This is a genomic window from Pseudomonadota bacterium (genome assembly GCA_008501635.1).
GTDB lineage: Bacteria > Pseudomonadota > Gammaproteobacteria > QQUJ01 > QQUJ01 > QQUJ01.
In genome coordinates this window covers 708,750-734,211 of record QQUJ01000010.1, presented here as the reverse complement: position 1 = coordinate 734,211, position 25,462 = coordinate 708,750, and the positions used below count along the sequence as shown (strand labels likewise).

Genomic DNA, 25,462 nt, shown 5'->3' with positions numbered 1-25,462 from the left:
GCTTTCTCCTTTACGGATTGACAACTGCAGCTGATGAAGACCGCAGGGTGTGTTTAGCCAGGAGCGCGATGATGATGGCCAGGATAAAGCAGACCAGTGACATGACCACGATGTGTTTGACGCCAGATGACGGAAAATCATTCAGGAACATACCACCGACCCAGGTGGCGATCATGATCGACAGGTTGAAGATGCTGGACTGCAATGAAGTCGCGACATCCTTGGCTTTTTCGATCTGTTTGCTGACGGCGGTCTGGTACATCGTCACCAGCGGGCCGAAGGCCAGGCCCCAAAGGAAAAATGCGGCATGCGAGACAACGATAGTTCCCCTGAAGACCAGGAACATGGCCATGGAAATCGCGCCGATGGCGAGCATGCTGACGATCAGAGGACGCAGATAAGCGTCAATGTATTTCGCGGAAACAATGACCGAGATGACCGAGCCGATGCCAAAGATCAGCAGCGCCAGGCCGATACCGCCCGCGAAGCCGATCATCTCCACCAGCAGGGTAATGTAGGTGTAGATGCCGTAGTGGGCCGCGACTGACAAAAAGGTCAACAGCAGGACGATCTGGATCGACGGCATTTTCAGCACCGCCAGGGGCGAATTGCTCCTGCTGAGCTTCTCACCTTTCACCGCAGGCAAATAGAAATACGCCAGCACGGCAATGACAGCGACAATCACGCCCAGAGCCAGGAAGACACTGCGCCAGCCAAATGTAAGGCCGATCGTCGTCATCACCGGCAGGCCGATGCTGATGCCCAGGGTGTTGCCCGACATGATGACCGTGATGGCCTTGCCGTGCATGTTTTCGGGCACCAGCCGCGTGCCGTAGGCCGCGATCATCGGCCACATCACACCCGCGCAAATGCCGCCGACAATGCGGAAGGCGATGATGACCGCATAGGACGACGACAGACCAACGACGATATTGGAAGCCGCGAAGCCGATCAGCAGCGCCATCAGCAGCGTTTTGCGGTTGACCGCCAGGGTGGCGCTGATCAGGGGAATGGCGGCAATGGCGGAAGCCAACGCATAAACTCCGACCAGAAAACCGATCTCGCTTTCCTCAACGCCCAGCCCCTCGGTCATCTGCGGCAGAATACCCGACGGCACCAGCTCTGACAGAATACCCACAAAGGTAACACTGGCCATCAGGCCGAAGACCAACAATGGAAGGGTCTGCTTTTCGTTAGATGGGGAAACTGCGGACATCGTGCTCTCTCTAGCTGCGACTCGTTTTAGTTTCATTCCTGTCGGAGCAAGGGCGCATTTCGTCGATGTCCGTGGGGCGACTCGACCTGCCAGGGTCAAGCTGACGCGAGCCGCGTCAAATCAGATCTTCACCAATAGGCCACAGTTGCGCATGCCGTAGTCGGTTGAGCCGCTAGCCTTGCACGTCCTTGGCAATCCGATCCCCCAGATCCTTGTCGACCTTGCGCCAGTATGCGAGGGCCCGCTTGAGCACGGGTGCGGAAACACCGGCCTTGAGGTGACCGACGACATTGCCCACCAACCGGTCGCGCGCCGCGGCGTCCATCACGTCGCGAACCAGCGTGCCTGCCTGGCCGAAGTCGTCGTCATCTTTTCGCAAGGTATAGGCCTTGCGTACCATATCACCGTCGGCATGCCACAGCCCGGCCTCGGCGGCTCGTACCGGGTCAGCCTTCGGGCCACCGTATGAGTTGGGCGCGTACACGGGATCGGTGACATTCTCGGTGCGCATGACTCCGTCCTTGCTGTAACTGTGAACCGGCGCCTGGGGTCGATTTACCGGAATCTGCTTGTAATTGACGCCGAGCCGGGCACGGTGCGCGTCGGCGTAGGAGAAGACACGGCCCAGCAGCATCTTGTCCGGGCTCAAGCCGATTCCGGGCACCAGATTGTTCGGCTCGAACGCGGCCTGCTCGATTTCGGTGTGATAGTCGGTTGGATTACGATTCAAGGTCAGTTTGCCGACATCGATCAGCGGGTAATCCTTGTGTGGCCAGACCTTGGTCAGGTCAAAGGGATTGAAGCGGTAGGTTTTGGCGTCTTCGAACGGCATGATCTGCATCTTCAAAGTCCAGCTCGGAAAATCGCCTTTCTTGATCGACTCGAACAAATCCCGCCGATGATAGTCGGCATCCACGCCGGCCAGACGATCGGCCTCGGCCTGGGTCAGAAACTCAATCCCCTGGTCGGTCTTGAAGTGATATTTCACCCAGAACTTCTCGCCTTTGGCATTGACCCACATGTAGGCATGACTGGAGTAGCCGTGCATGTGCCGCCAGGTTTTCGGGATGCCGCGATCACCCATCAACCAGGTGACCTGGTGCGCCGATTCCGGTGACAATGACCAGAAATCCCACTGCATATCATGGTCGCGCAGACCGCTGTCCGCCCGGCGCTTCTGTGATCGGATAAAATGCTGGAACTTCATTGGGTCTCGAATGAAAAAGATCGGCGTATTGTTGCCGACCATGTCGTAGTTGCCCTCGGTGGTGTAGAACTTGAGCGAAAACCCACGTGGATCACGCCAGGTATCGGGACTGCCGCGTTCCCCGGCAACCGTGGAAAAGCGGATCAGCGTGTCGGTCTGCGTGCCGGGCTGAAATACGGCGGCCCGGGTATACGCACTGACATCGCCGGTGACTTCAAAGTGGCCGAATGCACCGCCGCCCTTGGCATGGGGCTGACGTTCGGGGATGCGTTCGCGGTTGAAATTTGCCATCTGCTCGAGCAGATAGTGATCGTGCAATACGATCGGACCATCCGCGCCAATCGTCAGCGAGTGCTCGTCACTCGCAACCGGTATACCGGCATCATTGGTCGTGGGTTTGGTTTTGTCAGTCATCGCTGTGACTCCTGGATATGTTGATGAGCAGGAATAGATCGTGTCCCGCAGAGAGGTATATGAGTGTATGTCTCTGCTCTGAATGTATTCGCGCGCAGCGATCGACTGTCGACAACCGAGCGGTCTGATTGCCGACCAGCGAATTGCAGGCCCGCGTGAGCTTCGCTGGCAAACCATCCGGCCAACGGCGGGCTTTGTTCCTGCCTATACACAGCACACAGTTTTACTTATTCACCGTCGCCCGTTTGAATCAGGCCACGCTTTGATAGACAGTGGAGGTTGGTCCAATCGACCCATGACCACAGACTACGGGGCAATTTACCGGCTGGTCTGTGCGCCAACGTACATAGTGGTCGTTCGTTGCTGCGGCTTCCTATCCTGGTACTTTTCGATCGATATCATGACCGGCCTTGGCGCAGCAGCGTGCAGCATGCATGAGGGGTAAACAACATTGCATAACTTGCGCCAAGATAGCTGGCGTATGCATGTACGATCTCCTTGACGGCTTCGGTGCCTCAAGAAAACCAAAACGCTGCCATGCATACGCTGTTTTTGCGGACGAAGCTGTTTCGCCTTGGATCATTGATTCGGGATCATGCGGGCGTGACCAGACGTCTGGTTATCGGCTCGCTGACCAAGAAGCTGTGAACGTGCTCCTCCACCGCATGATCGGCTCTGGTCACACGTTTGTGTAAGCGCAGATACTCGAGCCATGACTCGACCAAAAAAGTTTCGATGAATTTGCCGCGCTCCGCCGTGTCTTCAAACACGCCCCACGCGTAAGCCCCATCGCGCCGGCGCTGAGCCGACAGGCGATCAAGTGCGGCGAGAAACGGTTCGCGCTGGTTCGGAAGCACGGTGTATTCGATGGTGACCAACACAGGGCCAGCCTCGTTTTCGATTTGATCCGCGACTATGGGCGCCGGCCAATGCATCGAAGGCGCAAGGTCGATTGCGCCGGACCCCTGCAGCTTCCAGCGCCGCGTCAGCGGAATTGCAAGCAGCGCGCACGCCGCTGCAACGAAGTGTGTCATCGACAGACCGATAACGCTGGCCAGCCATCCCCAAAGCGCGCTGCCGAGCGCCATCGCGCCGGAAAAGATGGTGACGTAGATTGCGAGTCCGCGCCCGCGCACCCAATCGGGCAACGAGAACTGCGCCGAAACATTCAGACTCGAGACCGCGGTGATCCAACAGCTACCGGCCAGCAGGCTCGCGACAAGCGCGGTCCACGGCTCGCATGCAACGCCGAACATCCCGAGCGCCAGGGCGGTGCCCATTGCCGCGCCTGCGACCAGCGCGTTAGGAGTGAAGTTGGCCCGGAGCCTGGGCAGTATCATGGCGCCGACGATGGCGCCGCCGCCAATCGCGCTCAGCAAGATCCCATAGAGCGTAGGGCCGCCACCGATCTGCATGCGTGCAACGAGCGGCAACAAGGCCCAATAGGCGCTTGCGAACAGAAAGAATCCTATCGCGCGGAACAATGTCGCACGCAGAGGTGGATTGTTGCGTGCGTAACGGGCACCTGTTCGGATCGCGGCAAGAAAGCGTTCCGCTGGCAACCGACTGCTCCTCTTCTGCAGTGGGCGCCACCACAGCAATCCGCCGATACTGCCAATGTTGGCGACCGCATTAATCCAGAACGGTGCGGCGACTCCGACGCCAACGGTCAGCACACCCACTAACGCCGGACCAATGGCGCGGCTGATGTTCATGCCAACGCTGTTGAGTGCTACAGCCGCAGGAAGCTCTTCTTTGCGCTTGATCAAAAGCGGGACTATTGACTGCAACGGGGGCGTAACGATCGCAGCGCCTGCGCCGAGCAGGAAGGTGAAGATCAATAATGTGACCGGTGTGATGCGGTCGAGCCAGACAAGAGCCGCGAAAGTCGCCGCGATAACGGAAATGCCGCATTCGGCCGAAATCAGCAGGCGCCGCTTGTCAACGATGTCGGCCAGAGCACCTGCCGGTAGCGCCAGCAGGAACATCGGCAGACTCGACGAGACCTGCACCAGCGAGACCATCAACGGATCAACGCTGAGGTCCGTCATCAGCCAAGCCACTGCAGCGGTATACATCCACCAACCGATATTGGTGGCAACCGTTGCCGTCCACAGCACCGCATAGGGCGGATGGCGCAACGGGTGCAAGGCCTCGGCTAGCGCCGAGACATTTTTCAAAGGATTCACCCAGCGTATCCTAGAACGGCGGTGAAATGACAACAGTGCCACTAACGACGAGCGCTGTCGAATAGATTCTGAAAGTTGTTTTCGGGGTAGCGGATTGATTGGCGGTAGATATCGCGGTAGAAGCGCTCCTCAAAGGAATCGCTATACATGACCGGAGCTTCCAAGCACCGTTGACGGGTATCCCGTGATCGCCATTGCCTCACCGCAATCGCCAATTCGCTGCCGGTCTATCCGGCTGCGGCAAGCCCACGCTCACCGCCAGCGTCGACGGGCGTCTCATCGAGAAGGACTACCAGGTCTGTGTTATCGATCCAGAGGGCGATTACGGAACGCTACGCGACATCGTGACGCTCGGTAACCAGTGGTGCGCTTCCAGCGTCGGCGTGAGCGACGTCACGAAGAACAGCAGCCCACGGGACAAGGGCAGCGCATAGAGACAGGTGCAATCGATAAAGCTCATCAGATGCCTTTTCGATCATGTCTGAGGACACGGCGTCGAAAGTTTAATCAGTGGCTTTGCGTAACCGAAAGGCCAGCAACACGAACAACACACCAAAGGCCAGGGCCCAAAAGCCGATGATCCATGCGATCGATACCAGACCGGCATGCGGCAGTGCAATGATCGCCACGCCGAACGCGATGGACAAAAGACCGCTTACGATCAAAATCCATTCCCCCTCGATCTGTTTGCGCAGCTGGATCGCTGCAAAAATCCGCAGTGCCCCACCCAGTATCGCCCATACGGCCACAACGATCAGCAACGCGAAGGCCGACACACCGGGCATCAGCAACATCAATGCACCGGCGATGATGCCCAGGAAACCATCGAGCAGCCGGACCCGCCAATTCTCCTTGTCATTGCGATATCTGATCGCATCCATCGTGCCAAAGACACCGTCCACCAGGATATAGGCCCCGAACATGAACACCAGCACAGCCAGTGTAAGGCCCGGCCAGAGGAACGCGGCCACTCCGAACACAATGGCTGCAATGCCCCGCAACAGAACGATCCCCCAGTTTCGTGCAAGAAAACTCAACGTCGTTTCCATGGTATTTCCCTTCCTGATACTCTAACGACGACGCGCTGTGATGGTTTCTCCACGCGCTGTCTCAAGGATCAATGCGCCGGTATCATCGACGCTGTACGATATGACCTGTGCCAAAAAATCCAGCAGGTTTTGTTCCTGATTGGCCATCGCAGGTGGACAGGCCATCATCGTGGTGCCGGTCAACTCAAGCGTAAGTGCGCCTTCATCCGCTTCGAACAACCCAATCAGACGGTTGCATGTGGTGTTGCCCGCCAGAGAGCCATCGGGCAGGAACTGCAGACTGGCGGGACTGCGGTCGATCACACCACGCCCTGCAATATTCTCGATCAGCCATTCGCGTCCGACCAGCATCGGGGCGTCGTCCTGCGCCATCAGATACGCGGCCACGGCACGGTATGCGGGCAGGGAGGTCGGATCGTTGCCTGCATTATTCGCCACAGGGTGGGACGCGAACCGCACGATGACCATGTCAGCGGTCGGGTCGATCCAGATCGTCTGGCCGTGAACGCCGCGTGCTGCAAATGCACCGTTGTCGTCATGGCTGACCCACCACTGGCCACGATAGGTCCAGCCGGGCAGCAAATCGTAGCCTGCCCTGGTGAAGGCATCGTGGTCGCCGCCCTGCCGGATGCGATCGATGGCCGCCGCAGGAATTACCTGTTTGCCGTTCCATTTACCACGTTGCAGGATCAACTGCCCAAGGCGCCCCATGTCGCGCAGCGTGGCATTGAACCCACCCCCGGAAAACGGTGTGCTGATTGAATCGACCGTATAGAACGCCTCGCGCTCAGCGCCTATCCGGCGCCAGATACGCTCGGACAGATATTGCGCCACCGACACACCCGTCGTGCGTGCGACCAGCCAGCCGACTGCATCCGAATTCACGGTCTTGTAGGCAAAGGCATCGCCATGCGCGTCCTCGTTCTGCTGCACCGTCATCAGGTATTCATAATAGCTGCGCGGCCCCTCATACCCTTCGGGCCTGGGCAACGGGCTTCCGGCCTCGGCGAACCGCCAGAACTCTGCATCCGGATCACTTTCGTCTTCGGAATAATCCAGCGCAGTCGTCATCTCCAACACCTGTACCACGGTCGCATTTCCAAAGGCGCTGTCGGCCAGTTCGGGGATGACATCGGACATCGGTGCGGTCTCATTCAGACGGCCTTCGGCGATCAATGCTTCGGCCATCAGGCCAGTGATACTCTTGGTGACGGACATCGCGCCGTGGAGCGTGCTTTCCGTAAGACACCCATCGTAGCGCTCATAGACAATGCGCCCGTGGTGAAGCACCAAAAGGCCGTCGGTATAGTTGACATCAAAGGCGGCATCGAAGGTCATCTTCTCGTCACTGTTCAGAACCTTGAATTCAACCGCGTCGATACCCGCATCCAGATCGGCGGGCAGCATGCTGACCGATCCACTGGCATTGGGCACGGAAACGGTGGGCATCAGTTCGCGGAAATGACAGACCGTCCAGCGCAGTTTGGGAAACGAGAAGAAATCCGCATCCGTAAACCGGATCGTCATCGCGGGTGCGGGCGGGAAACCCTGCATCCAGCCCATCGTGACAGGGTCCGATGCGGCCGCGTCCAGCGGAGTGTCTTGCGCCATGACCGAGCCTCCGAATGACAGTGTCGCGGCCATGGCCGCCGTCATCAGCTTGTTCATCCAAAGTCTCCTAGGTCAGTTCCTGCACACCGCCGCCTGATACCGTCAGGATTTGACCAGATACCCAGGACGCCGCGTTCGAGCATAAAAACAGAGCCGCGTTCGCCATATCCTGCGGTTCCCCCAGGCGGTTTATCGGGGTATGTCCCAGCATCGCCTTTTCAATGTCGCCCGTCAGGACAGCGTTCAGCGCATCGGTGCGGGTCGCCCCTGGCGCAATGCCGTTGACGCGGATCCCCCTGGGGCCGAGATCGAAGGCGATGTTGCGGATCAAATGATTGGCCGCGGCCTTGGACGATCCGTAAGATGCCATGCGCTGGTTGGCGTTCTCTCCAGCCATCGACGTGATCGCAAGGATCGCACCGCCGCCCGCCTTTTCCATTTCCGGCGCGGCAAGCTGGGCCAGCCGAAACAACGAAAACACATTCAGCTCATAGGCTCGGCGGAAATCATCCATCGGCATATCAAACGGCTTGGGCCCACCGCCGCCTGCATTGCTCACAAGGATGCTCAGTTTGCCAAACGCCTTGAGTGTCGCGCTGACCACCGTCGCCAGATCTTCCGCGCGCGTCACGTTGCAGGCGCTGGAAACCGCCTGTCCCCCTGCCGCTGTGATCTCGTCTGCGACAGCCTGCGCCGTCTCCAGATCAAGGTCGCTGACCATGACATGTGCTCCTGCGGCCCCCAGGGTCGTCGCAATCGCGCGGCCTATTCCTGCACCTGCACCTGTTACAAGGGCGGCGTCACCTTCAACCTTGAAGTGTTTCGGGTCATACATGGCCTTCTCCTTCTGCAGTTTAAGGCTGAGTTAGCCCTTGCGCCCAAACCTCGTGACCCGGCCGTCCGGCCTGGCATTCGGAACGTCGTTATGCGCTGGTGCGCCCGGCGCGCAAGGGTACTTCATGGCTGAATGCGCTCTAGACGCTGGTGTGCTATCGCCTGATTGATCCGGGCAATAAGTGGTGCTTGCAACGGACCAGCCATTGACGTGGCCGGAAGGTCTGTCGTATCAACCAACTAATGTCGTCGTCTGGTTTGTCCGGGATGGACAGCCACCGTTTTCGATGCAGGCACAGCGCGGGCGGGCCGAGCGCATCCGCCACCTCCGCAAGTACGCAGAAGGCGACCTGCGCTGGCACCGTTTCTATTTCCGCGGCCCCGATAACCAGCACAACCTGAAGGCGCAAAATCTTATGGTTTTCTGCCAGACCGCCCAAGGCATCGATGAGGCGACCTGGATGTACCACCTCCGCCGCGGCGATTACTCGCGCTGGTTCCGCCATGCAATCAAGGATGATTATCTCGCCGACGAAACGGAACGTGCCGAGCGGCGTACCGACCTCGAACCCTGGCAGACACGGCGGATGATTACAGAGTTGGTGAATGCCCGTTACACACTGCCGGAATAGATCTTAAGAGCGTCATTAGAACGGCTTTCAAAAGACGATCAAAAACGATAGATCGCAGCAGCGCCGGACTTCGTTGGCATTCGCTCGGCGGGAACGATCACAACCTCGCCACCGGCCTTGAGTACGTGCTCGCCGAGGTCGTCGAGCACATCGTCAACTTCCGGATGGTTCAGATCACTGGGGATGATATCGCCGCTTGCAACATCGATAACTCCAGGAATCAAACGGTCGGCCTCGATCAACAGTGTTGCGACTCGCCCGGCGATGGCGGCCCTGGCAATGTCGCCAGGCTCATCCGCGCCCTGCCCATTTGCAATGGCCGCGCCAAAGGCTTCCACCAGACCCGCCAGCCGCTCGAGGTAATACGGTTGCACCAGTTGCCAGGCACGTTCACGCAGCGCATCGAGCGACAGATCATCCGGGTGAACGTCGAGCGCTTCTTTTATCAATAACGGGTTGCGGCTGATCCTGCGAAACCGATTGTGGTGCTCGGGTAGCGCCGCCAGTATCAGACGCAGCCCTGAGGGTTGCGAACAATGTTGCAACACCACCTGATCGACCGCGCGGAAAAATTGTTGGGTGTCACGGTCTGCGGCATCCTGTTTGACATCGGTGCCATGTCCCGTGGCGCCGCCGGTAGGCCCGTAGGTGCGATGCGCACCTTCACGAGCGTCGGCCTCTTTGCCCAGCAGTTCGGCAGTCGATTGCGGTACGCCTTCGATCGGCAGAATTTCGTCCAGCGCGTCGCGATTACCCTCGAACACCTTGAACGCCCGCCGGTTCAGACCAAGAATCTGGTAGCGGTCGGCCGACTGTGCGATGCGCATCAGCGGTTTGGTGTGAAAACTGTCGGCGACAACCACCAGTTCGGCAACCGGGCGCTGCAGCCTATAAACACGGAACAACCCGGGCGCACTCAGAATCGCGAGCCCGTCCCCAGTGTGATTCCAGAAAGCCCGGTCTTCAGCCAGAGCCTCGAACGGCTGCATAAGCGACTTGATTTTCTGTTTCGGGTATTTCTGCCGCAATGATTCCTCCATCTTCTTCACCAGGTTGCGGAAGCGGATGGGATCCTGCGCATTGTCCGGGTGTTGTCTATATGTCGGCTGATACAGGGAGAGACAGGGCGGTTGGTGATCGCCAGAGAGAATGGCCGGGTAATCCTGTGCAAGTGAATTCATGGTCGTGGTACCTCCAATAGCTTTCTATAAGGCATGTCACAAGCCCCGTCTCGCCGGTTCAATGTCGGAACAGCCGAGGGTTGCGTTCGATGAACTTTCGAATCCAGGCTTCGATGAAAGAGCGTTCGTCGCGTTTCATATACCACCAGCCCAGCGCGCTGATTGCCAGGGCGCCCAGGGCATTGACGATCATATCCCACATGGTGTCGGTCAGTCCCGATGGATCCCCGAGCATGGGTTTCTGCATATTGGTATCGACGATCTGGTCCATAGCGAATTCAAAGATCTCCCATAGCGTGCCGACCGTCACGGCAAACAAAAACGCGAACAACGCCACGAAATGCGCCCGCATATGAACGTCGATGTTTTCGCTCTCGTTGAGCACATAGACGAGCAGAAAACCGAGAATCCCCATCAGCAGCCCGGAACTGGTGTGCAGCGCGATATCCCACCACCAGAACCGCGCATAGTAGCTGTGGATTTCCCCCAGGAATAACGCCGCGAACACGAATACCACGGCCAGCAGTTGAAACTCCGGGGGAATGTACACCCGGAACCGGTGACCAAGCACAGCGGGTGAAAGGGTGATCGCCATGATCGTCATGATCAGGAACGCGTTGATCCACTGCCGCTCATAGAACACCAGTATCAATTCCACCGCCATGATGACCTGGAGGACGATCAGAACCCCACGGTGAACGCGCGTCGAAAAGTCGGTCGTGTTCTTCTCCGCAGTTGAAGGCCCGGGTCTTGTATCCATTCTGCTCAATACAGGTGGCGATCATCTCGCCGACGAGACAGAACGTGTCGAACCGCATGCCGAACCCGCGCCCTGGCAGACGCGGCGGATGATCCCGACGCTGGGGCATACCCGCTACGTAGTGCCGGTATAACCTTCACTGGCGTTTCAAAATTGCGCGCTAGCGGTGGAAGTCACCAGCCCGCTCGGGTTGGTAGACGACTTCCACAAGACGCACCTTCAGTATTCCGCCACCCGGCCGGGGCCACTCGATGTGTTCACCTGCAGACAGCCCCAACAGCGCACTGCCGACGGGTGCGATTATCGAGATACGGTCGGCGCTGCCATCCATATCCTTCGGGTACACCAGTGTCAGGGAGAACTCTTCTCCCGATTCCAGCGCAAAGCGCACCCTGCTGTTCATGGTCACCACATCGGGCGGGATGTCCTGTGGCTCGACGACCTCGGCACGATCGAGTTCCGCCCGCAGCTCGACCTTGCCCGGAAAGGCGTCCGTCGGTAGTGCATCAAGCAGCGTCTCCAGGCGATTCAGATCCTGCGATGTCAGTATAATTCCTGGCCTAGTGTTCATCAGATTGTCTCATAATTCAGTTCACTGCAGACAACCCAAATCGGCTAACCTAAGATTTGGGTCCGTTAGAAAACGCATCTGCCTTCAGGTTCTGGCAGCGACGGTAATGGTGTGATTCCCCTGTGCACTACAGCGGATTTTACCACTCGGGGAAGGGTGCGGGGCAATTAAGACCTCTTCTCGATACGCCCGAGTAAAGTAAGGGCCTATCTTAGACTTATTCGACAAGGCTTAGAAGCCCTACCGGTGCGGACAGGAAACCGACGGCATGCAAAGACACCGAAAACCCCAAAAACCTTTACTCCTACGCACACATCTATGGCAACAGGTGTTGGTCGCCATGGTGCTGGGCATCGGACTGGGACTTCTTCTATCGCCATCCGGTGTCGCATTGTTACCCGAAGAAACGGCTTACAACGTGGCCCAATGGGTCGCAGTGCCCGGCCAATTGTTCCTGGCAATGATCCAGATGGTCGTCATTCCGCTGGTGATCTCCTCGATTATTCTCGGCATTACCTCCAGTGGTGATGCATCTTTTCTGAAAAAAGCCGGTGTGCGAATCGTGCCTTATTTTATTACCACAACCGTTATCGCCGTGGTGCTCGGTATCACTGTGGCGACAATATTGCGTCCCGGTCATTATATCGCTGCTGATCTGGTGCAATCCATGGTTGGTGATACTCCGCATACCGTGACAACGACCAGTGTCGATGCGCAAGATATCAGTCTCCCACAACGCATCGCGAGTCTGGTCCCCGCCAATCCCTTCAGGTCGCTTATCGACAAGGACATGTTCGCCATCGTGGTCTATGCCATTTTTATCGGCGTGGCGCTGATCGCACTGGAAAAACGTCAGAACAAACTAGTCCTCGACCTGTTAAGCAGCATCCAGGCCCTGACAATGAAAATCGTCAACTGGGCGATGACGATCGCGCCCCTGGCCGTATTCGGTCTGCTGTGCGACATCACGATTCGCGTAGGCATCGACGCCCTTCTCGGTATGTCGGTCTATGTGGCCAGCGTGTTACTGGGGTTGCTGTTGTTGTTGGGAATCTATGTATTGATCGTGGTGTTTGCGGCAAAAAAGACACCGGGCGCCTTCCTGCGCGCAATTCGGGAACCACAGCTGCTGGCGTTTTCCACCTCAAGCTCCGCCGCGGTGATGCCGCTGTCGATGCAAACGGCGCACGAGAAGCTGGGTGTGCGCAAATCCATCGCGCAGTTCATCATCCCCCTGGGCGCGACGATCAACATGGACGGCACTGCGCTGTATCAAGTGGTGGCCGCTGTGTTCCTGACCCAGGTGTTCGGCATCGATCTTACATTGAGTGAGTTACTGTTACTCATCGCAATCACTGTCGGCGCTTCCATCGGCACACCGAGTACGCCGGGCGTGGGAATTGTCGTACTCGCGACTATTCTGCAAGGCGTCGGTGTTCCCATCTCTGGCATTGCCTTGATTCTCGGTGTCGACCGGATCCTGGATATGTGCCGAACCACGGTGAATGTCACGGGTGACCTGACCGCGTGTGTCGTGATGGATCGCTGGATCGGTAAGGAGATTGCCGCGGGTGAGCCCACGCAGCCACTGCCGGAAGTAACCTGAGGGAAGCCCTTTTTCGGAACGGCCGAGATTCACGGGTCTCATGAGCCTCCAATAAGCCGGATCGACCCCGCACTTGGTGGCTTGATCAAGCGCCCCTGATTGGAAATATCAGATGCTGTTCGGAGATACGGACTGATGAAAAAGAACGAAGCGAACCTGGGCGACCCTATACCCCTGGCCGATGCCCCCGACGAAACCCTCCGCCATTTCGTCGAGACGGCGCATGCGGTTGATCTGGCTGCCTGGCTTGCGGGGCTTCCACGCGACCTGGCGAAGGGAGAAATTCTGGCGCTGCCCCTGCCCCGGCGGGCCAAAACATTCAGCTATCTACCGTTTGATGTTCAGGCAAAGCTCGTCGGACAGCTGACTCGCGGAGATCTGGCGGAGATCGTTACCCAGATGGATGCTGACGATCGCGCTGACCTGTTCAATCACCTGACGCCGGAGCAGCAGCAGCGGCTGTTACGCGACCTTGCGCGGGAGGAACGCGAGGATATCCGCCGTTTGTCGGCCTATGCCGAAGGAACCGCCGGGGCAGTCATGACCTCGGACTATGCGACGCTTTCCGCACGCATGTCGGCACGTGAGGCCATCGAACTGCTGCGGCGTGAGGCCCCCGAGAAGGAGACCATTTACCGATCCTATATCCTCGACGCCGACCGCCGGCTGATCGGCTCTATTCGGCTGCATGAATTGATTCTGGCCGCTGCCGACACGCGAATCGAAGAGATCATGGACCCTGCCCCGGTATCCGTCACGCTGGATATGAACCAGGAGGAAGTGGCCCGGATGATTGCGCATTATGACCTGCTGGCGCTGCCGGTTATCGATGAGGATGGCAGACTGATCGGCATCATCACGCATGACGATGCGGCGGATGTAATGCAACGGGAGACGACGGAGGATTTCCAGAAGATCGCCACCGTTCTCCCCTTTTCGCAGAGTATGCGCGAGGCGGGCATGGGTGTGCTTTACACCAAGCGAATTTTCTGGCTTGCGTTGCTGGTGTTCGGCAATCTGTTTTCGGGCGCGGGGATCGCGTTCTTCGAGGACATGATTCTGGCCTATGTAGCACTGGTATTCTTTCTTCCATTGCTGATCGACAGTGGCGGCAATGCCGGGTCGCAGTCGGCCACACTGATGGTACGCGCGCTGGCCACGGGCGATGTGGCGCTGAAAGACTGGCGCGAGCTGATCCTGCGTGAACTTATGATCGCGCTGGCGCTGGGGGCAACGATGGCGCTTATCGTCTCGCCGATCGGGGTGCTGCGCGGCGGGTCCGATATCGCGCTGGTGGTGGGGCTGACGATGGTGCTGGTGGTCATCATCGGCAGCCTGGTGGGGATGTCGCTGCCGTTCCTGCTGAGCCGTGTGCGGCTCGATCCCGCGACCGCCAGTGCGCCGCTGGTCACGACGATATCGGATGCAGTCGGCGTGTTGGTCTATTTCTCGATTGCAACGATAGTGCTGAGCCCCTGATCCAGGCTATTCCTCCTCTAGGGCCGTGCGACAAATCAAAACATCACAGGCCGCGCTCCGCAGCACCCGCCGGGTGACGCTGCCAAGCAGCATCCTCCGGATCATGCCCGTGCCTCCGGGACCCAGCACAATCAGGTCCACCTTCGGGCTCCATGTCGCCCGCACCAGGGATTTCGCCGGATGGCCGGCAACGACCCGCACCGTACTTCGTATCGGGCGATGGGCCAGCTGTTTGGACATATCGCGCAGGGAGGCCTTCGCCTTGCGGATCAGGGCATCGCGATGGGCCTCTACACTTTGACCGGTGCCCGCATGCAGCATCGCAGCTTCGAACTGGAGCGGGATCTCCACGACATGGATCAGGCGCAGCCCGGCCAACGGAAACAACGCAGCGACGAAGGGTACCGCCTCACCAGAGTCATCGGATGTGTCAATGGAGACCACAACACGTTGATAGGCTTGCGTGACCGGCCGTTTGACCACCAACACCGGTGCACGGCTTGCGCGGACCACCCGATCAGTCGTCGAACCAATGAGCTTCGCAAGAATCGAGTCGCCCTGATGCGCCCGCATCACGACCAGATCGGCGTTGATCTCATCGATCAGCTCGATCAGGCGCAGGGACGGCGATCCGGTCTCGATACGAATATCGATCTCGGCAACATCGACTACCTGTTTTTCAACCGCGGTCTCGACGTTTTTGCGGGCGGTGAGCCGTATTTGATGCTGGATGCGCCTCAGGTCCATGGACGCAAAATCAAAACCGGTGAGACTGTCGATGACATGAACGATGGTGAGTCGTGCCCGGTGCGCGCGGGCAATCTCCGCGGCGCGCGCCAGCACCGGGTCATCCTGCGGGAACTGGCTCACAGCAGCAACGATGCTTCTTGTCTGATCCATTACACTACTCCCCTATGATTACGCCACATTTATCACAGACTGCAACAGTCCACTATTGGGCCCTCCCGTCTGGCACGTTTATTCAAGGCTTAAGAGAAATCACACCAGGGCGTACCCAATCCTGATCCCATCGTCCTGACTGCGTGCCCCCACTGAGCAGAATGATGTCAGTTTCTGTCATCAGTTTGATGGGGAGTTTCGGGGACAGTTTACCTATCTTGCTCGCCAGCGGCTGGAGCTGGCTTCTTCGCAACCAATGAGCTGCCTCTCAACGACTCTAACTTTTCTACCTGCCCAATGGCCTGCCGGTGCGCTTATAGCGTCTGATCAACTCCGTTTTACCGACCGCCTCATCCGCACCGGCTAAGTATTTCGCCCAGTTGGGTACGCAGCTCAGCAGCGGGCAGACTCGAGCCAGACCATCGTCCTGGCCGTCCCTATGGGCCTTCGCCCCGGACCACCGCCACTGTTCCGGCCTGGTACACCGTCATGACGCGACCGTATTGTTCCCCACATAACGAACCGTCGCCAATAGGTAGCGCTCGTCCATGACACGCGAATGGAATCGCTCTTGCCAGAGATGGCCTCGCCAACCCTCGCGAAAGTTGATTCGGCGACTCTAGCGGCGCTGCACCTTGGCAAGTATTGCCCGCAATCCATCCACCTGTTCCGGCACCATCACAGGTGGACATGATTGGGAATTAGGCAGTAGGCCCAGACCGCGGTGCGCTTCGCCCGCGCAAACTCAGCCACGAGCTCAACATAGTATGCGTAGTTGGCGTCACTGAAGAACGTTTACTGGAGCCGCTTGCCACGCTGTGTGATGTGATGGGAATACCTCGGTACGACGCGACCCGTGCCATCCTGGCCATGATTCCACTCTCTGGTCCGTATGGAAGGGAAAGGGTAAGGGGCGCAATAAGCTAGGGAACCTCTGATTAGGTCTGTTTAGATGAGAGGGTTGTTCAGAGGTTCCTAAACACCCTACTCGCCCAACCCCCAGGGGGTTTCAGAGTACCGGTTCTTTGCTACCCGAGAATCACTTCGTAAAAAGCTGGCTTGGGTTCACCGTCAAACAGTGGCTCGACACGTTTCCACACCTCGGCCTGTGTCGGGCTGGTGCGCATCGCCGAGAACGTTTCGTAGCTCTCATGCTCTACCAAACCCACAAAATTAAACATCCCACCCCCGTGCGGCTTCAACAAACGGCGACTGATGAATCCCTTGTGTTCGGCATATTGCTTGTTCGACCACTCGAACCACTCACGAAACTCAGCCGACTTTCCGGCCTTAACCGGCGGAAACTGGACAATTGTCACGAACATCGCACCAACTCTCGCTCCTCTACCCTTTATGAAATCATCGATAGTGAAATCATCGGCAGAAATCGGGTATAGGAAGAATAAACACCCTTTTTAACCAAGTCCAGAGGTCGTTCACAGCCCGGTACCCTGCGCGGTAGCCATTCGATGCCGTAGAATCCAGCTTGAGTTCCGCTCCAGCGTCCAAACTGAGACTCTTTTTTCTGACATAGGGTCCTTGCTGAACAGGACAACGGGACAGGTTTATGTTTCAGCTCGCAGGCACCATCCAAATAGTAAACCCTGTTTTTTCTATCTTTTTCTCATTTATTTCCGGTATCGCAATACGAAGGGATGAAGCACGCCAACGAAGGCAGCGATGCCCGCGATGGCCCACCTGTTGTGCCTAGAGATGCTCGCCGAGGGGCACGTCATGCCCCGGGATCGGCGCGCTACGCGATCTGTTACTAACGAAAAGGGGCCACCGTTAGCCGACTCCGGCCAAATGCCTGCAAAAGAATCACCAAAAGGTGCTGAGGCATTCAAGAAGCCGCGTGATAGTCTCCATCCCATTGCTCATGCCGGGGAACCCGATAATAGTGCGCATGGGGCGCCGCATCTTGTTTCGGATGAGGCCAAATTCTGACGGACATGGCGTGGATTATGGATAGAGGCTATATCTCCCAATAGAATGGGTGACAGGTGTTGCGCCTAACGAACAAAGCTCGCCAGCCGATCGCCAAATGCGACGGATGAACCCAGCGTTGGGCCTTCAGAGTGAATCAAAGACATGATGGAATATCTCGCCCAGATCATCCTGCTTCTAGCCGTGGCGATCACTGTCGTGGTTATCTTTCAGCGCCTGCATATCCCGACCAGTCTGGGATATTTGCTGGTGGGGATGATCCTGGGGCCGAACACGATCGGACCGGTGGTTTTGATGCCGGAGCTGGCAACGCTCGCCGAATTCGGTGTCGTTTTTCTGCTGTTCACCATAGGTCTTAATTTTTCTCTTCCGCAACTGCACGCGCTGCGACACCAGGTTCTCGGACTGGGCACCGGGCAGGTAGCGTTCACCACCCTGGGGGTTGGGGTGGTGGTGTGGCTCGCGGGGCTGCCCGTTGCCGCCGCGTTCGTGTTCGGCGCCGCTTTCGCGCAATCTTCCACAACCATCATTGCCAGTCTGCTCACCGAGCAGGGCGAAGAAAACACTCAGCATGGCCGCCTCGGGCTTGCGATGTCGGTTTTTCAGGATGTCACGGCCGTTCCGTTTCTCGTGGTCATACCCGTGCTGGGCATGTCGGTCACAGCGGATGTGCTGGCGGGCATGTTGGGTCTGGCCCTTGCCAAGGCCGTGCTCGCCTTCGCGCTGGTTTTCTTTGCCGGACGCTGGTTGCTGCGTCCGTTGTTTCATCTGATTACCAAACGCAGATCGGTCGAAATGTTCACCCTGGCCGTACTGCTGGTCGCCCTGCTCGCCGCCTGGGTCACAAACAGCCTGGGTTTGTCGCTGGCATTCGGAGGGTTTCTTGCCGGAATGATGCTGGGCGAAACGGAGTTTCGCCACCAGGTGGAGTCCAGCATCGGTCCGTTTCGGGACGTGTTGCTGGGCCTGTTCTTTATCGGTATCGGCATGCGTTTCAGTCCGGCGGCGATACCCCCCATCTGGCACTGGGCCGTGCTGGGCGCACTGCTTATTGTCACGAGCAAGACACTGATCGTTGCCGGCATGGTGCGCAGGGTCGGAGTCGATGCCCGGATGACGTGGCGTACCGGACTGATGCTGAGTGTGGGCGGCGAATTCGGGCTCGCGCTCATCGCTATCGCGCTCGATTCCGGCGTGCTCGACATGCAGCTGGGTCAAATCGCGATAAGTTCCGTGCTTTTGTCGATGATTGCCGGCGCGCTGCTGATCCGTTTCAATGGCACGATAGCGGCCTGGCTGGTCAAACCGCCTCGCGCAACGGCTCAGGATAGCGCGGAATTGTCGGAGGTCGCGGAGCAACAAGTGGTGATCGGCGGTTACGGGCGCGTGGGCCACACCATCGCAGTGTTGTTGCACGCAAGCGGCGTTCCCTTTGTGGCTTTTGACACCGATGCGAAGCGGGTGGCCCAGGGGCGGGCGGATCGGCATGCGGTCTGGTTCGGCGACATCGCCGATCCGGGATTGCTGTCTGCCATTCATGTGGAAAGAGCTGCGCTGGTCGTGATTGCCGTTGACAGACCGGACACCGCCTTAGAGGCGATGGCGTATATACATAGAACCTGTCCACAGGTGCCGGTGATCGTGCGGGCAAAGGATCTCGAAACCAGTACACGCCTGCTTGCCGCCGGTGCCGCCCACGCCTATCCCGAAACAATTGAATCGAGTCTGCACCTTGGTGCCACCGCATTAAAAATGCTCAATGTAACTTCCGCTGAAATCGACGAGATGGTCAAAGATGTGAGAGACCGGGGCTACCGGCCCGTTCTGGAGAATGAGGATAGCAAATCGTAAGACGCTTTATTGGCCAAAGATGCCGCCGGCTGGAGCACCAGCTGTTTAGAAAAGAGAGGTCGATCAAAATGAATCTATTTAAGAACATTCTTTACTTGTCCGAAAGCGCTGTGGCCCAGGAGGCCTCGATAATGCGAGCCGTGTCGCTGGCGGAGAACAACCAGGCGGACTTGACCGTCATCGATGTGGTTCCGGTCATGACAGCGGGCATCGGTATGCCGCGCGGCGGTCCGATATCCAAGGAACTTCAGGCCGCCACGGTGAATGAGCATCGCAAAAGACTCGAGTCGCTGATCGAGCCTTACAAGAAACGTCTCCGCATCCAGGTGGACGTACTGGTGGGCAGAAAGTTTCTCCAAGTTACTCGGACCATTTTACGCAATGACCATGATCTGCTGATCAAACCGGCCGAGAATCCGCGTTTTATCGAACGGCTGTTTGGCAGCGACGACATGCAGTTGCTGCGCAACTGCCCCTGTCCGGTATGGTTAACGCGCGCTAACGAAAAATCGAAATACGAGCATATACTCGCCGCCGTCGATTTCGATCCGGATACACCGGATGCAACAGAGCAGGGTCTCAACCGGCAGATACTCGGATTGTCCGGTTCTCTCGCATTCTCCGACTTTGCCGCACTGCATGCGATCCATGTCTGGGATGCCCCGGCCGAGGCGATGTTACGCACATGGGCAGACAACCCGCGGGCGGCAAGCACTGCCTATGTCGAGGCCGTTCGTTCAAGTCATGAAATCGCCTATAAACGCCTGCGGCAACAGCTGATTGAGCACGTCGGCAAAGACGCCAGCGACTATCTTTCTCCTGTATTCCATATACGCCGAGGGGCCGCCGCCACCGTCATACCCGAAATAGCCAAGGAGTTGCAGGCTGATTTGGTCGTAATGGGGACGGTCGCCCGGACAGGTATCGCGGGTTTGCTCATTGGGAATACAGCTGAAGCCATTCTCGAACAGTTGCAATGTTCCGTGCTTGCCGTGAAACCTCCCGGCTTTGTCTCGCCGGTAAAGTTATCTAGGTAGCGGGAGTCAATTCCTGATTTTCCAACAATAGGATTTTGAGAAGGGTTCTAAAATTTGAGGTACTGACAAGCCAACTCTCGACGTCACGTAAATCGCAGCGAATCCGCTCAAGCAACTGCGGCGTTCCGTTCCGCGAACGCGCTTTCCCTGCCAAGGAACCTCTGATTAAGTCGACAAAAGAGTCAAACAGCGTAACCGCTGATACTTGGATGAAATCGGTAGCGTTTGCAGGTGTTCATACGCCCGTCATCTCGAACAGCCAGGTTGACTTGTCATTGCCCTCCCATCACAGACCGTGAACCAGGCAATTGCCGTTGAGGCAAGTTCCTTTGTGGGATCGCATCCCGGCCGCGCGATCAGGCTCACCCGTCTACGGCTGTTTCGGCGTCTTGTACTCGACTTCTTTCTGGAACGATTTCCAGATGGTTTCGTAACCAACAAACCCCTTTTCGTTTGGTGCCATCTGACGCGTTGTAAAAAAACGCGTATTGCCGTCAGGAACTTTAGTGGTGGGTTTTTGCTCGCTCATAAGTCACCTTTTTTGCCGTGAAGCCAGGATTGTAAGTGCAGTTAATAAAGCCAAAATCTGTCCGATCCATCCAATGCCGCTGCTTAAACAGGTCTCATAAGTGACGGGTCGATATCTGCGTCTGCGATGATCGCCTCGCCCGCCCTTGTCTCTTCGTCAGCTGCATCGCGCACGGTCAGTATCTCGAGCGTAAAGACGACCTCTCTGCCGCAAAGCGGATTGTTGCCGTCGACAGTCAGCGTCTTGCCATCCATCCGCGTCACGATAAAGCTACGGGTCTGGCCCTTGTCATTTTCCATGAGGATGAAGCCGCCGATTTGCCGATATTCCTCGGGGACGTTCTCGATGTGATCGGTAAAAACCAGTGATTCGTCTCTGGGACCGAATATCTGATCGCCATCGATTGGCACTTCAATCACGTCGCCAACGGACTTGCCCTCCAGCTCCTTATGGACGGAAGGAGCCAGAATTTCATTGTGTCCGTGAACATAGCCCAACGGGAATTCAACCCTGGTGAGGACATGCCCCGATTTCGTGTCGGTCACCCTGTAGGTTAGTTCGACAAACTTGCCGTCTTGGATGGTTTCACTCATGTCGAATCCGGACGAACTGCTCAAAAGATGGATGCACCAAAAATCTTGACCTCTCCATTCTCATAGCCGAGAACAAGTCTGCCAAGCCATTCGCCTTGCTTTTTAGTGCTCCGCTGTCGGTAAAGAACCGTCACATGTTCGCCGCGGCGGATAATGCCGAGCGAGTCGACTTCTTCAGACAGACTTCTCGCCAGTTCACTTTTTGCGAACTGGTGGCCCGCCACAACATGATTCATGGCAAGCACCATGGGATTGGAGAAGTTCTTGACGAATTCTCCGTATTTGCCTTCGTTCGAATATTTGACGAGGTCGCGCCACAGAGGATCGGCTAAAGCCTGAATCTCTTCATCGGTTTTTTCAATGATGTTCACGCAAGGATCTCGGCGCCCGGGAGAGGCCAGCTTTATGGTACGCACAACACACGACGTACTGGTCTCTTCTGCGCCAGGCAGAGGGTCACCGCGAGCTTCTGCCTGAGGATATTGCTACTCGTCATCCGCAACCAAGTGATAACAAGGCGCCTTCTCCATGGTGTATTCGCCGGTTTCCGGATCGCGCCGCGAAACAGTCAGCACGTGCCAGTTTTCATCGTCCACCTTCATGGCGTCGCCCCGGTAGTAGTAACCCGGCCAACGGGTCTCCTTGCGGAACAGCGTATGCTGCGTGACGCATTCTGCTGCGCGATGACGGTGCTTCAATTCCCACGCACGCAGCAACTCGTGAATATCTTCTGCGGCCAATTTCTCAAGGTCTTCCTCCATGATCTCGAGCTTTTTGAGACCGATATTCAGGAGCTTCTCGTTGGTCATGTAGTTGACGGTCACTCCGCCGCAATACTCGTCCATCAGCTTCTGCAGACGGTCCAGGCCCTGCTTGGGATTGATGTAGTGCGGGTTGACATCGCCCGCCACGATCGCATTGCGGTAGATCTTGTAATGCTCAAGGGGCTTGTAGATCTCTTGCTTGCGGCGGTTGATCTGCTCATTGGACACGACAATGCCTTCGGCCTTTCCGTCATCGATGTATTTACAGGCAGCCTTCGCGGCGAGACGACCTTCGGTGAACGAACCGGATGAGAAGGCGTGCGGCGTGCCGCCGACTGCATCACCGGCGCCGAACAAGCCCTCGATCGTCGTCATGCGATTGTAGCCCCAGAAATACTCGGGAGGGGAAACGTCCTCGGGACCTGAGCACCACGCACCCGATCCGGTGGCGTGGGAGCCCATTACGTAGGGCTCGGATGTGGTCAGTTCGGGATTTTCGTTCTTGGGATCCACATCGGTGGAGGCCCACAGAACCGCCTGGCCGATGGTCATGCCGAGGAAGTTCTCCCAACCGACCTCTTCCAGATGGGGATCCTGGAAGGCCTGCATGGTCACCATGTGAATGGGGCCGCGGCCGGCATTAACTTCGCTGATCAATGCATGGTTACGCAAACAGGTCGGGATCGGCCGATGGGTCAGGTGTGAGGCTTCCGGATCGAGATATTCCTTGCCGACCAGTTTCTGCAATTCGGGGAACCATTTGGATTCGTACTCTTCGCCCAGACCGTTTTGCGTATAGGTCTTAAGGTGCAGGAAGTAGGCGCCGACCGGGCCATAACCGTCCTTGAAACGCGCCAGTACGATACGATTTTCCATCTGCGTCATTTTGGCGCCGGCGTTGATCATGAGCCCATAGGCAGACGCGGACGACCAGGGTGCATACCAGGTGCGGCCGGAACCTTCGCCCACTGAACGCGGTTTGAAGATGTTGGAGGCGCCGCCCGCGCCGCAGATCACAGTCTTGGACTTGAAGACGTGGTAGTTGCCTGTGCGGACGTTGAAACCAACGGCACCGGCAACCCGGTTCTCCTTGCTTTCATCCATCAGCAGGTGGGTGACGCAGATACGGTTGAAGATCTTGTCGGCCGATTTTTTGGCGGCCTCGGCCACGATCGGCTTGTAGGACTCGCCGTGAATCATGATCTGCCATCGCCCTTCACGCAGATAGCGCCCGGTTTTCGGGTCCTTCATGATGGGCAGGCCCCACTCTTCGAACTGATGTACCGCAGAGTCAACGTGACGGGCCATATCGAACAACAGGTCTTCCCGCACCATCCCCATCAGATCGATACGAGCGTAGCGGACATGGTCCTCCGGCTTGTTTTCGCCCCAGCGGGTGCCCATATAGCAGTTGATAGCGTACAGACCCTGGGCGACCGCACCGGAGCGATCGATATTGGCCTTCTCGGCAATGACAATCTTTTTGTTCTGACCCCAGAATCTGGCCTCCCAAGCGGCACCAGTGCCGCCAAGACCCGCACCGACGACCAGAATATCGATGCCTTCTTCGACGATCGTTTCGTAAGCCATCAGTAATACACGCCTTTCTTCATCGTGAGACCATTGGACTTAAGGGTATGCAAACCGCCGTCATCCAAGCGGATATATTTCGGCTCGCTGTACAACAGCTGGCTGTCGCGCATTTCTTGGCTGGGCCCGGGAACATCCGCGAGCTTGGGGTCCGCAGTCCCCCAGGGCTTGGTGGTGATGGGCGACAGGAAGTTCTTTTCCGCACCATTCCGGAATTTGATCTTCCAGGCGATCGTGCCTTTCTCTTCGTCTCGCTGGACACGAACGCTGTGACCGAGTGGGGCAAAGTCGGCATATCCGCGCACATCGATCGCATTCTGCGGACAAGCTTTGACGCAGGAGTAGCACTCCCAGCACATGTTAGGCTCGATGTTGTAGGCACGACGATAGGTCTTATCGATGTGCATGATGTCCGAGGGACAGATGTCGACGCAATGTCCGCATCCGTCGCACCTTGTCATATAGACGAAGGTAGGCATAAGTCGATTCCTTAATCTGCTGTTATAGAATTTGTGGGCTGTTTTTTAATAGTGGCGGGGCGCTTCGCGCTTGATGCCGAGTCCCATGTTCATCGGAGCGTCCCGCAACAGTTCCATAGAGTGTCTTTTCTGTTGTTCGGGATCGTCACGGGTCAGCGTCGGCAAATTCTCGGCTGTACCATTGGCCTTCGACACTCTTTTCTCGAAGGCCGCGGCGGGCTTGAAGAACATATGAGCAAACTTGGACCAGGGCACCGAACCGAACAACACCGTGGTAGCGATGATGTACAGACCGAAGAACACGCCGGCGCCGGAACTGCCGTTCGTTTGCAGGAAGGCCCAGATCAAACCCAGCGTAACGCTGGCCAGCAGCGAAAGTATAAAAAGATCTGCGCGCATGATCCGGAACGGCGTACCGCCCTCTGCGGCAACATCTACCCGGATGAAAAACCAGAACCAGTATCCGCCGGCGCAGACCATCAGGCCGCCGAGCCACCACAGTTGCGGCAGGATCGCGGGTGTTGCCGTCACCGGCGTTGGGTAACCGAAGATCATGATGGCGGTCGTGATCACGTACAGCACGAAACCGTACATGGTCAGTAGATGGGCAATCCGGCGGCGCACGTTGCAGAACTCTCCGGACAGCAGCACATCAACCAGTCCGGTCCTGACGGCAATCGACACCATTTCGCCGCCACCAACCTCTCTCGCGACTGCGCCTCTGGACTTGCGCCAGTTCTCGAAAAAATATTTTGCGCTGCCCTTGTGAATAATGTCGAACAGCGTGCCGGCCACAACCAGCAGGATCATGGCAACGATAAAAGTCTGCATGACTGCGGGCGCTACGGACGCCGAAATTCCGGCAAACGGATTGCTTGTGAACATCAGATCCCCCTTTTTGTGCTGCAGTCATTCTAACAGCACGGGAACTGCCGTGAGAAAAAAAGTTATGCTTTGAGTACAACGTAAGAATAAAGGCCCCTTTTGTTCAAATCCAGTGGCAGATTGCCGTCCACTGCCCGC

21 protein-coding genes and 2 pseudogenes are annotated in these 25,462 nt (G+C 57.4%); 6 read left to right on the top strand and 17 right to left on the bottom strand.

Features of this window, described 5'->3' with window-relative positions; all coding sequences use genetic code 11:
• Positions 1-10 precede the first annotated feature (10 nt).
• From DWQ09_05950 to DWQ09_05940, 3 genes are all read right to left on the bottom strand, one after another.
• Positions 11-1,156, bottom strand: coding sequence for an MFS transporter (locus DWQ09_05950; GenBank protein KAA3629867.1), 1,146 nt, complete (start codon positions 1,154-1,156; stop codon positions 11-13).
• Positions 1,157-1,388: 232 nt separating this feature from the next.
• Positions 1,389-2,837, bottom strand: a complete 1,449-nt coding sequence (locus DWQ09_05945; GenBank protein ID KAA3629772.1) for a catalase — start codon at positions 2,835-2,837, stop codon at positions 1,389-1,391.
• A 593-nt stretch (positions 2,838-3,430) separates the two neighbouring features.
• Positions 3,431-5,035 (bottom strand): MFS transporter, encoded by a 1,605-nt coding sequence (locus DWQ09_05940; protein ID KAA3629866.1) that lies wholly within the window; start codon positions 5,033-5,035, stop codon positions 3,431-3,433.
• 185 nt (positions 5,036-5,220) lie between these two features.
• Between DWQ09_05940 and DWQ09_05935 the strand changes: the two genes are divergently transcribed.
• Positions 5,221-5,460, top strand: a complete 240-nt coding sequence (locus DWQ09_05935; protein ID KAA3629771.1) for a hypothetical protein — start codon at positions 5,221-5,223, stop codon at positions 5,458-5,460.
• A gap of 69 nt (positions 5,461-5,529) precedes the next feature.
• Here DWQ09_05935 and DWQ09_05930 read toward each other — a convergent pair whose 3' ends face one another.
• The 3 genes and pseudogenes from DWQ09_05930 to DWQ09_05920 form a co-directional block, all read right to left on the bottom strand.
• Positions 5,530-6,075: an HdeD family acid-resistance protein gene (locus DWQ09_05930; protein ID KAA3629770.1), complete on the bottom strand. Its 546-nt coding sequence runs from the start codon at positions 6,073-6,075 to the stop codon at positions 5,530-5,532.
• Positions 6,076-6,438: 363 nt separating this feature from the next.
• Positions 6,439-7,731 (bottom strand): annotated as a pseudogene (locus tag DWQ09_05925) (class C beta-lactamase-related serine hydrolase).
• 22 nt (positions 7,732-7,753) lie between these two features.
• On the bottom strand, positions 7,754-8,521 hold the full coding sequence (locus DWQ09_05920; GenBank protein ID KAA3629769.1) for a 7-alpha-hydroxysteroid dehydrogenase: 768 nt from the start codon (positions 8,519-8,521) through the stop codon (positions 7,754-7,756).
• Between the two features lie 286 nt (positions 8,522-8,807).
• On the opposite strand from DWQ09_05920, the gene DWQ09_05915 reads away from it, so the two are divergent.
• Positions 8,808-9,152 (top strand): hypothetical protein, encoded by a 345-nt coding sequence (locus DWQ09_05915; protein ID KAA3629768.1) that lies wholly within the window; start codon positions 8,808-8,810, stop codon positions 9,150-9,152.
• 38 nt (positions 9,153-9,190) lie between these two features.
• On the opposite strand, the gene DWQ09_05910 is transcribed toward DWQ09_05915, so the two are convergent.
• The 3 genes from DWQ09_05910 to DWQ09_05900 form a co-directional block, all read right to left on the bottom strand.
• On the bottom strand, positions 9,191-10,333 hold the full coding sequence (locus DWQ09_05910) for a hypothetical protein (protein ID KAA3629767.1): 1,143 nt from the start codon (positions 10,331-10,333) through the stop codon (positions 9,191-9,193).
• 58 nt (positions 10,334-10,391) lie between these two features.
• The gene (locus DWQ09_05905; protein KAA3629766.1) at positions 10,392-11,093 is read right to left on the bottom strand and encodes a hypothetical protein; all 702 of its coding nucleotides are present in this window, start codon (positions 11,091-11,093) and stop codon (positions 10,392-10,394) included.
• A 160-nt stretch (positions 11,094-11,253) separates the two neighbouring features.
• Positions 11,254-11,664 carry a nucleoside diphosphate kinase regulator gene (locus DWQ09_05900; protein KAA3629765.1) on the bottom strand — a complete coding sequence of 137 codons (411 nt, stop codon included), beginning with the start codon at positions 11,662-11,664 and terminating at the stop codon, positions 11,254-11,256.
• Between the two features lie 268 nt (positions 11,665-11,932).
• On the opposite strand from DWQ09_05900, the gene DWQ09_05895 reads away from it, so the two are divergent.
• Both DWQ09_05895 and mgtE read left to right on the top strand, forming a co-directional pair.
• Positions 11,933-13,270, top strand: a complete 1,338-nt coding sequence (locus DWQ09_05895; GenBank protein ID KAA3629764.1) for a dicarboxylate/amino acid:cation symporter — start codon at positions 11,933-11,935, stop codon at positions 13,268-13,270.
• 135 nt (positions 13,271-13,405) lie between these two features.
• Positions 13,406-14,749 carry a magnesium transporter gene (gene mgtE, locus DWQ09_05890; GenBank protein KAA3629763.1) on the top strand — a complete coding sequence of 448 codons (1,344 nt, stop codon included), beginning with the start codon at positions 13,406-13,408 and terminating at the stop codon, positions 14,747-14,749.
• Positions 14,750-14,755: 6 nt separating this feature from the next.
• Here the strand turns inward: mgtE and DWQ09_05885 are convergent, their stop codons facing one another.
• The 3 genes and pseudogenes from DWQ09_05885 to DWQ09_05875 form a co-directional block, all read right to left on the bottom strand.
• The gene (locus DWQ09_05885) at positions 14,756-15,649 is read right to left on the bottom strand and encodes a universal stress protein (GenBank protein ID KAA3629762.1); all 894 of its coding nucleotides are present in this window, start codon (positions 15,647-15,649) and stop codon (positions 14,756-14,758) included.
• Positions 15,650-15,858: 209 nt separating this feature from the next.
• Positions 15,859-16,402: pseudogene (locus DWQ09_05880) on the bottom strand (transposase).
• Between the two features lie 275 nt (positions 16,403-16,677).
• Positions 16,678-16,974 carry an antibiotic biosynthesis monooxygenase gene (locus tag DWQ09_05875; protein ID KAA3629761.1) on the bottom strand — a complete coding sequence of 99 codons (297 nt, stop codon included), beginning with the start codon at positions 16,972-16,974 and terminating at the stop codon, positions 16,678-16,680.
• A 766-nt stretch (positions 16,975-17,740) separates the two neighbouring features.
• Between DWQ09_05875 and DWQ09_05870 the strand changes: the two genes are divergently transcribed.
• The gene (locus DWQ09_05870; protein ID KAA3629760.1) at positions 17,741-19,447 is read left to right on the top strand and encodes a sodium:proton exchanger; all 1,707 of its coding nucleotides are present in this window, start codon (positions 17,741-17,743) and stop codon (positions 19,445-19,447) included.
• 68 nt (positions 19,448-19,515) lie between these two features.
• Positions 19,516-20,484 carry a universal stress protein gene (locus tag DWQ09_05865; GenBank protein ID KAA3629759.1) on the top strand — a complete coding sequence of 323 codons (969 nt, stop codon included), beginning with the start codon at positions 19,516-19,518 and terminating at the stop codon, positions 20,482-20,484.
• Between the two features lie 612 nt (positions 20,485-21,096).
• On the opposite strand, the gene DWQ09_05860 is transcribed toward DWQ09_05865, so the two are convergent.
• The 5 genes from DWQ09_05860 to DWQ09_05840 all read right to left on the bottom strand — a co-directional run bounded on the left by DWQ09_05860 (position 21,097) and on the right by DWQ09_05840 (position 25,324).
• A complete protein-coding gene (locus tag DWQ09_05860) occupies positions 21,097-21,606 on the bottom strand; it encodes a peptidylprolyl isomerase (protein KAA3629758.1) in 510 nt (169 codons plus the stop codon).
• Between the two features lie 20 nt (positions 21,607-21,626).
• Complete coding sequence (locus DWQ09_05855; GenBank protein KAA3629757.1) at positions 21,627-21,977, bottom strand: hypothetical protein; 351 nt, start codon at positions 21,975-21,977, stop codon at positions 21,627-21,629.
• 114 nt (positions 21,978-22,091) lie between these two features.
• Positions 22,092-23,960: an adenylyl-sulfate reductase subunit alpha gene (locus tag DWQ09_05850; GenBank protein ID KAA3629756.1), complete on the bottom strand. Its 1,869-nt coding sequence runs from the start codon at positions 23,958-23,960 to the stop codon at positions 22,092-22,094.
• Entirely contained in the window at positions 23,960-24,439 is a 480-nt protein-coding gene (gene aprB / locus DWQ09_05845) for an adenylyl-sulfate reductase subunit beta (GenBank protein ID KAA3629755.1), read from the bottom strand. The genes DWQ09_05850 and aprB overlap by 1 nt, the downstream gene beginning before the upstream one ends.
• Positions 24,440-24,484: 45 nt before the next feature.
• The gene (locus tag DWQ09_05840) at positions 24,485-25,324 is read right to left on the bottom strand and encodes an adenylyl-sulfate reductase (GenBank protein ID KAA3629754.1); all 840 of its coding nucleotides are present in this window, start codon (positions 25,322-25,324) and stop codon (positions 24,485-24,487) included.
• Positions 25,325-25,462 lie beyond the last annotated feature (138 nt).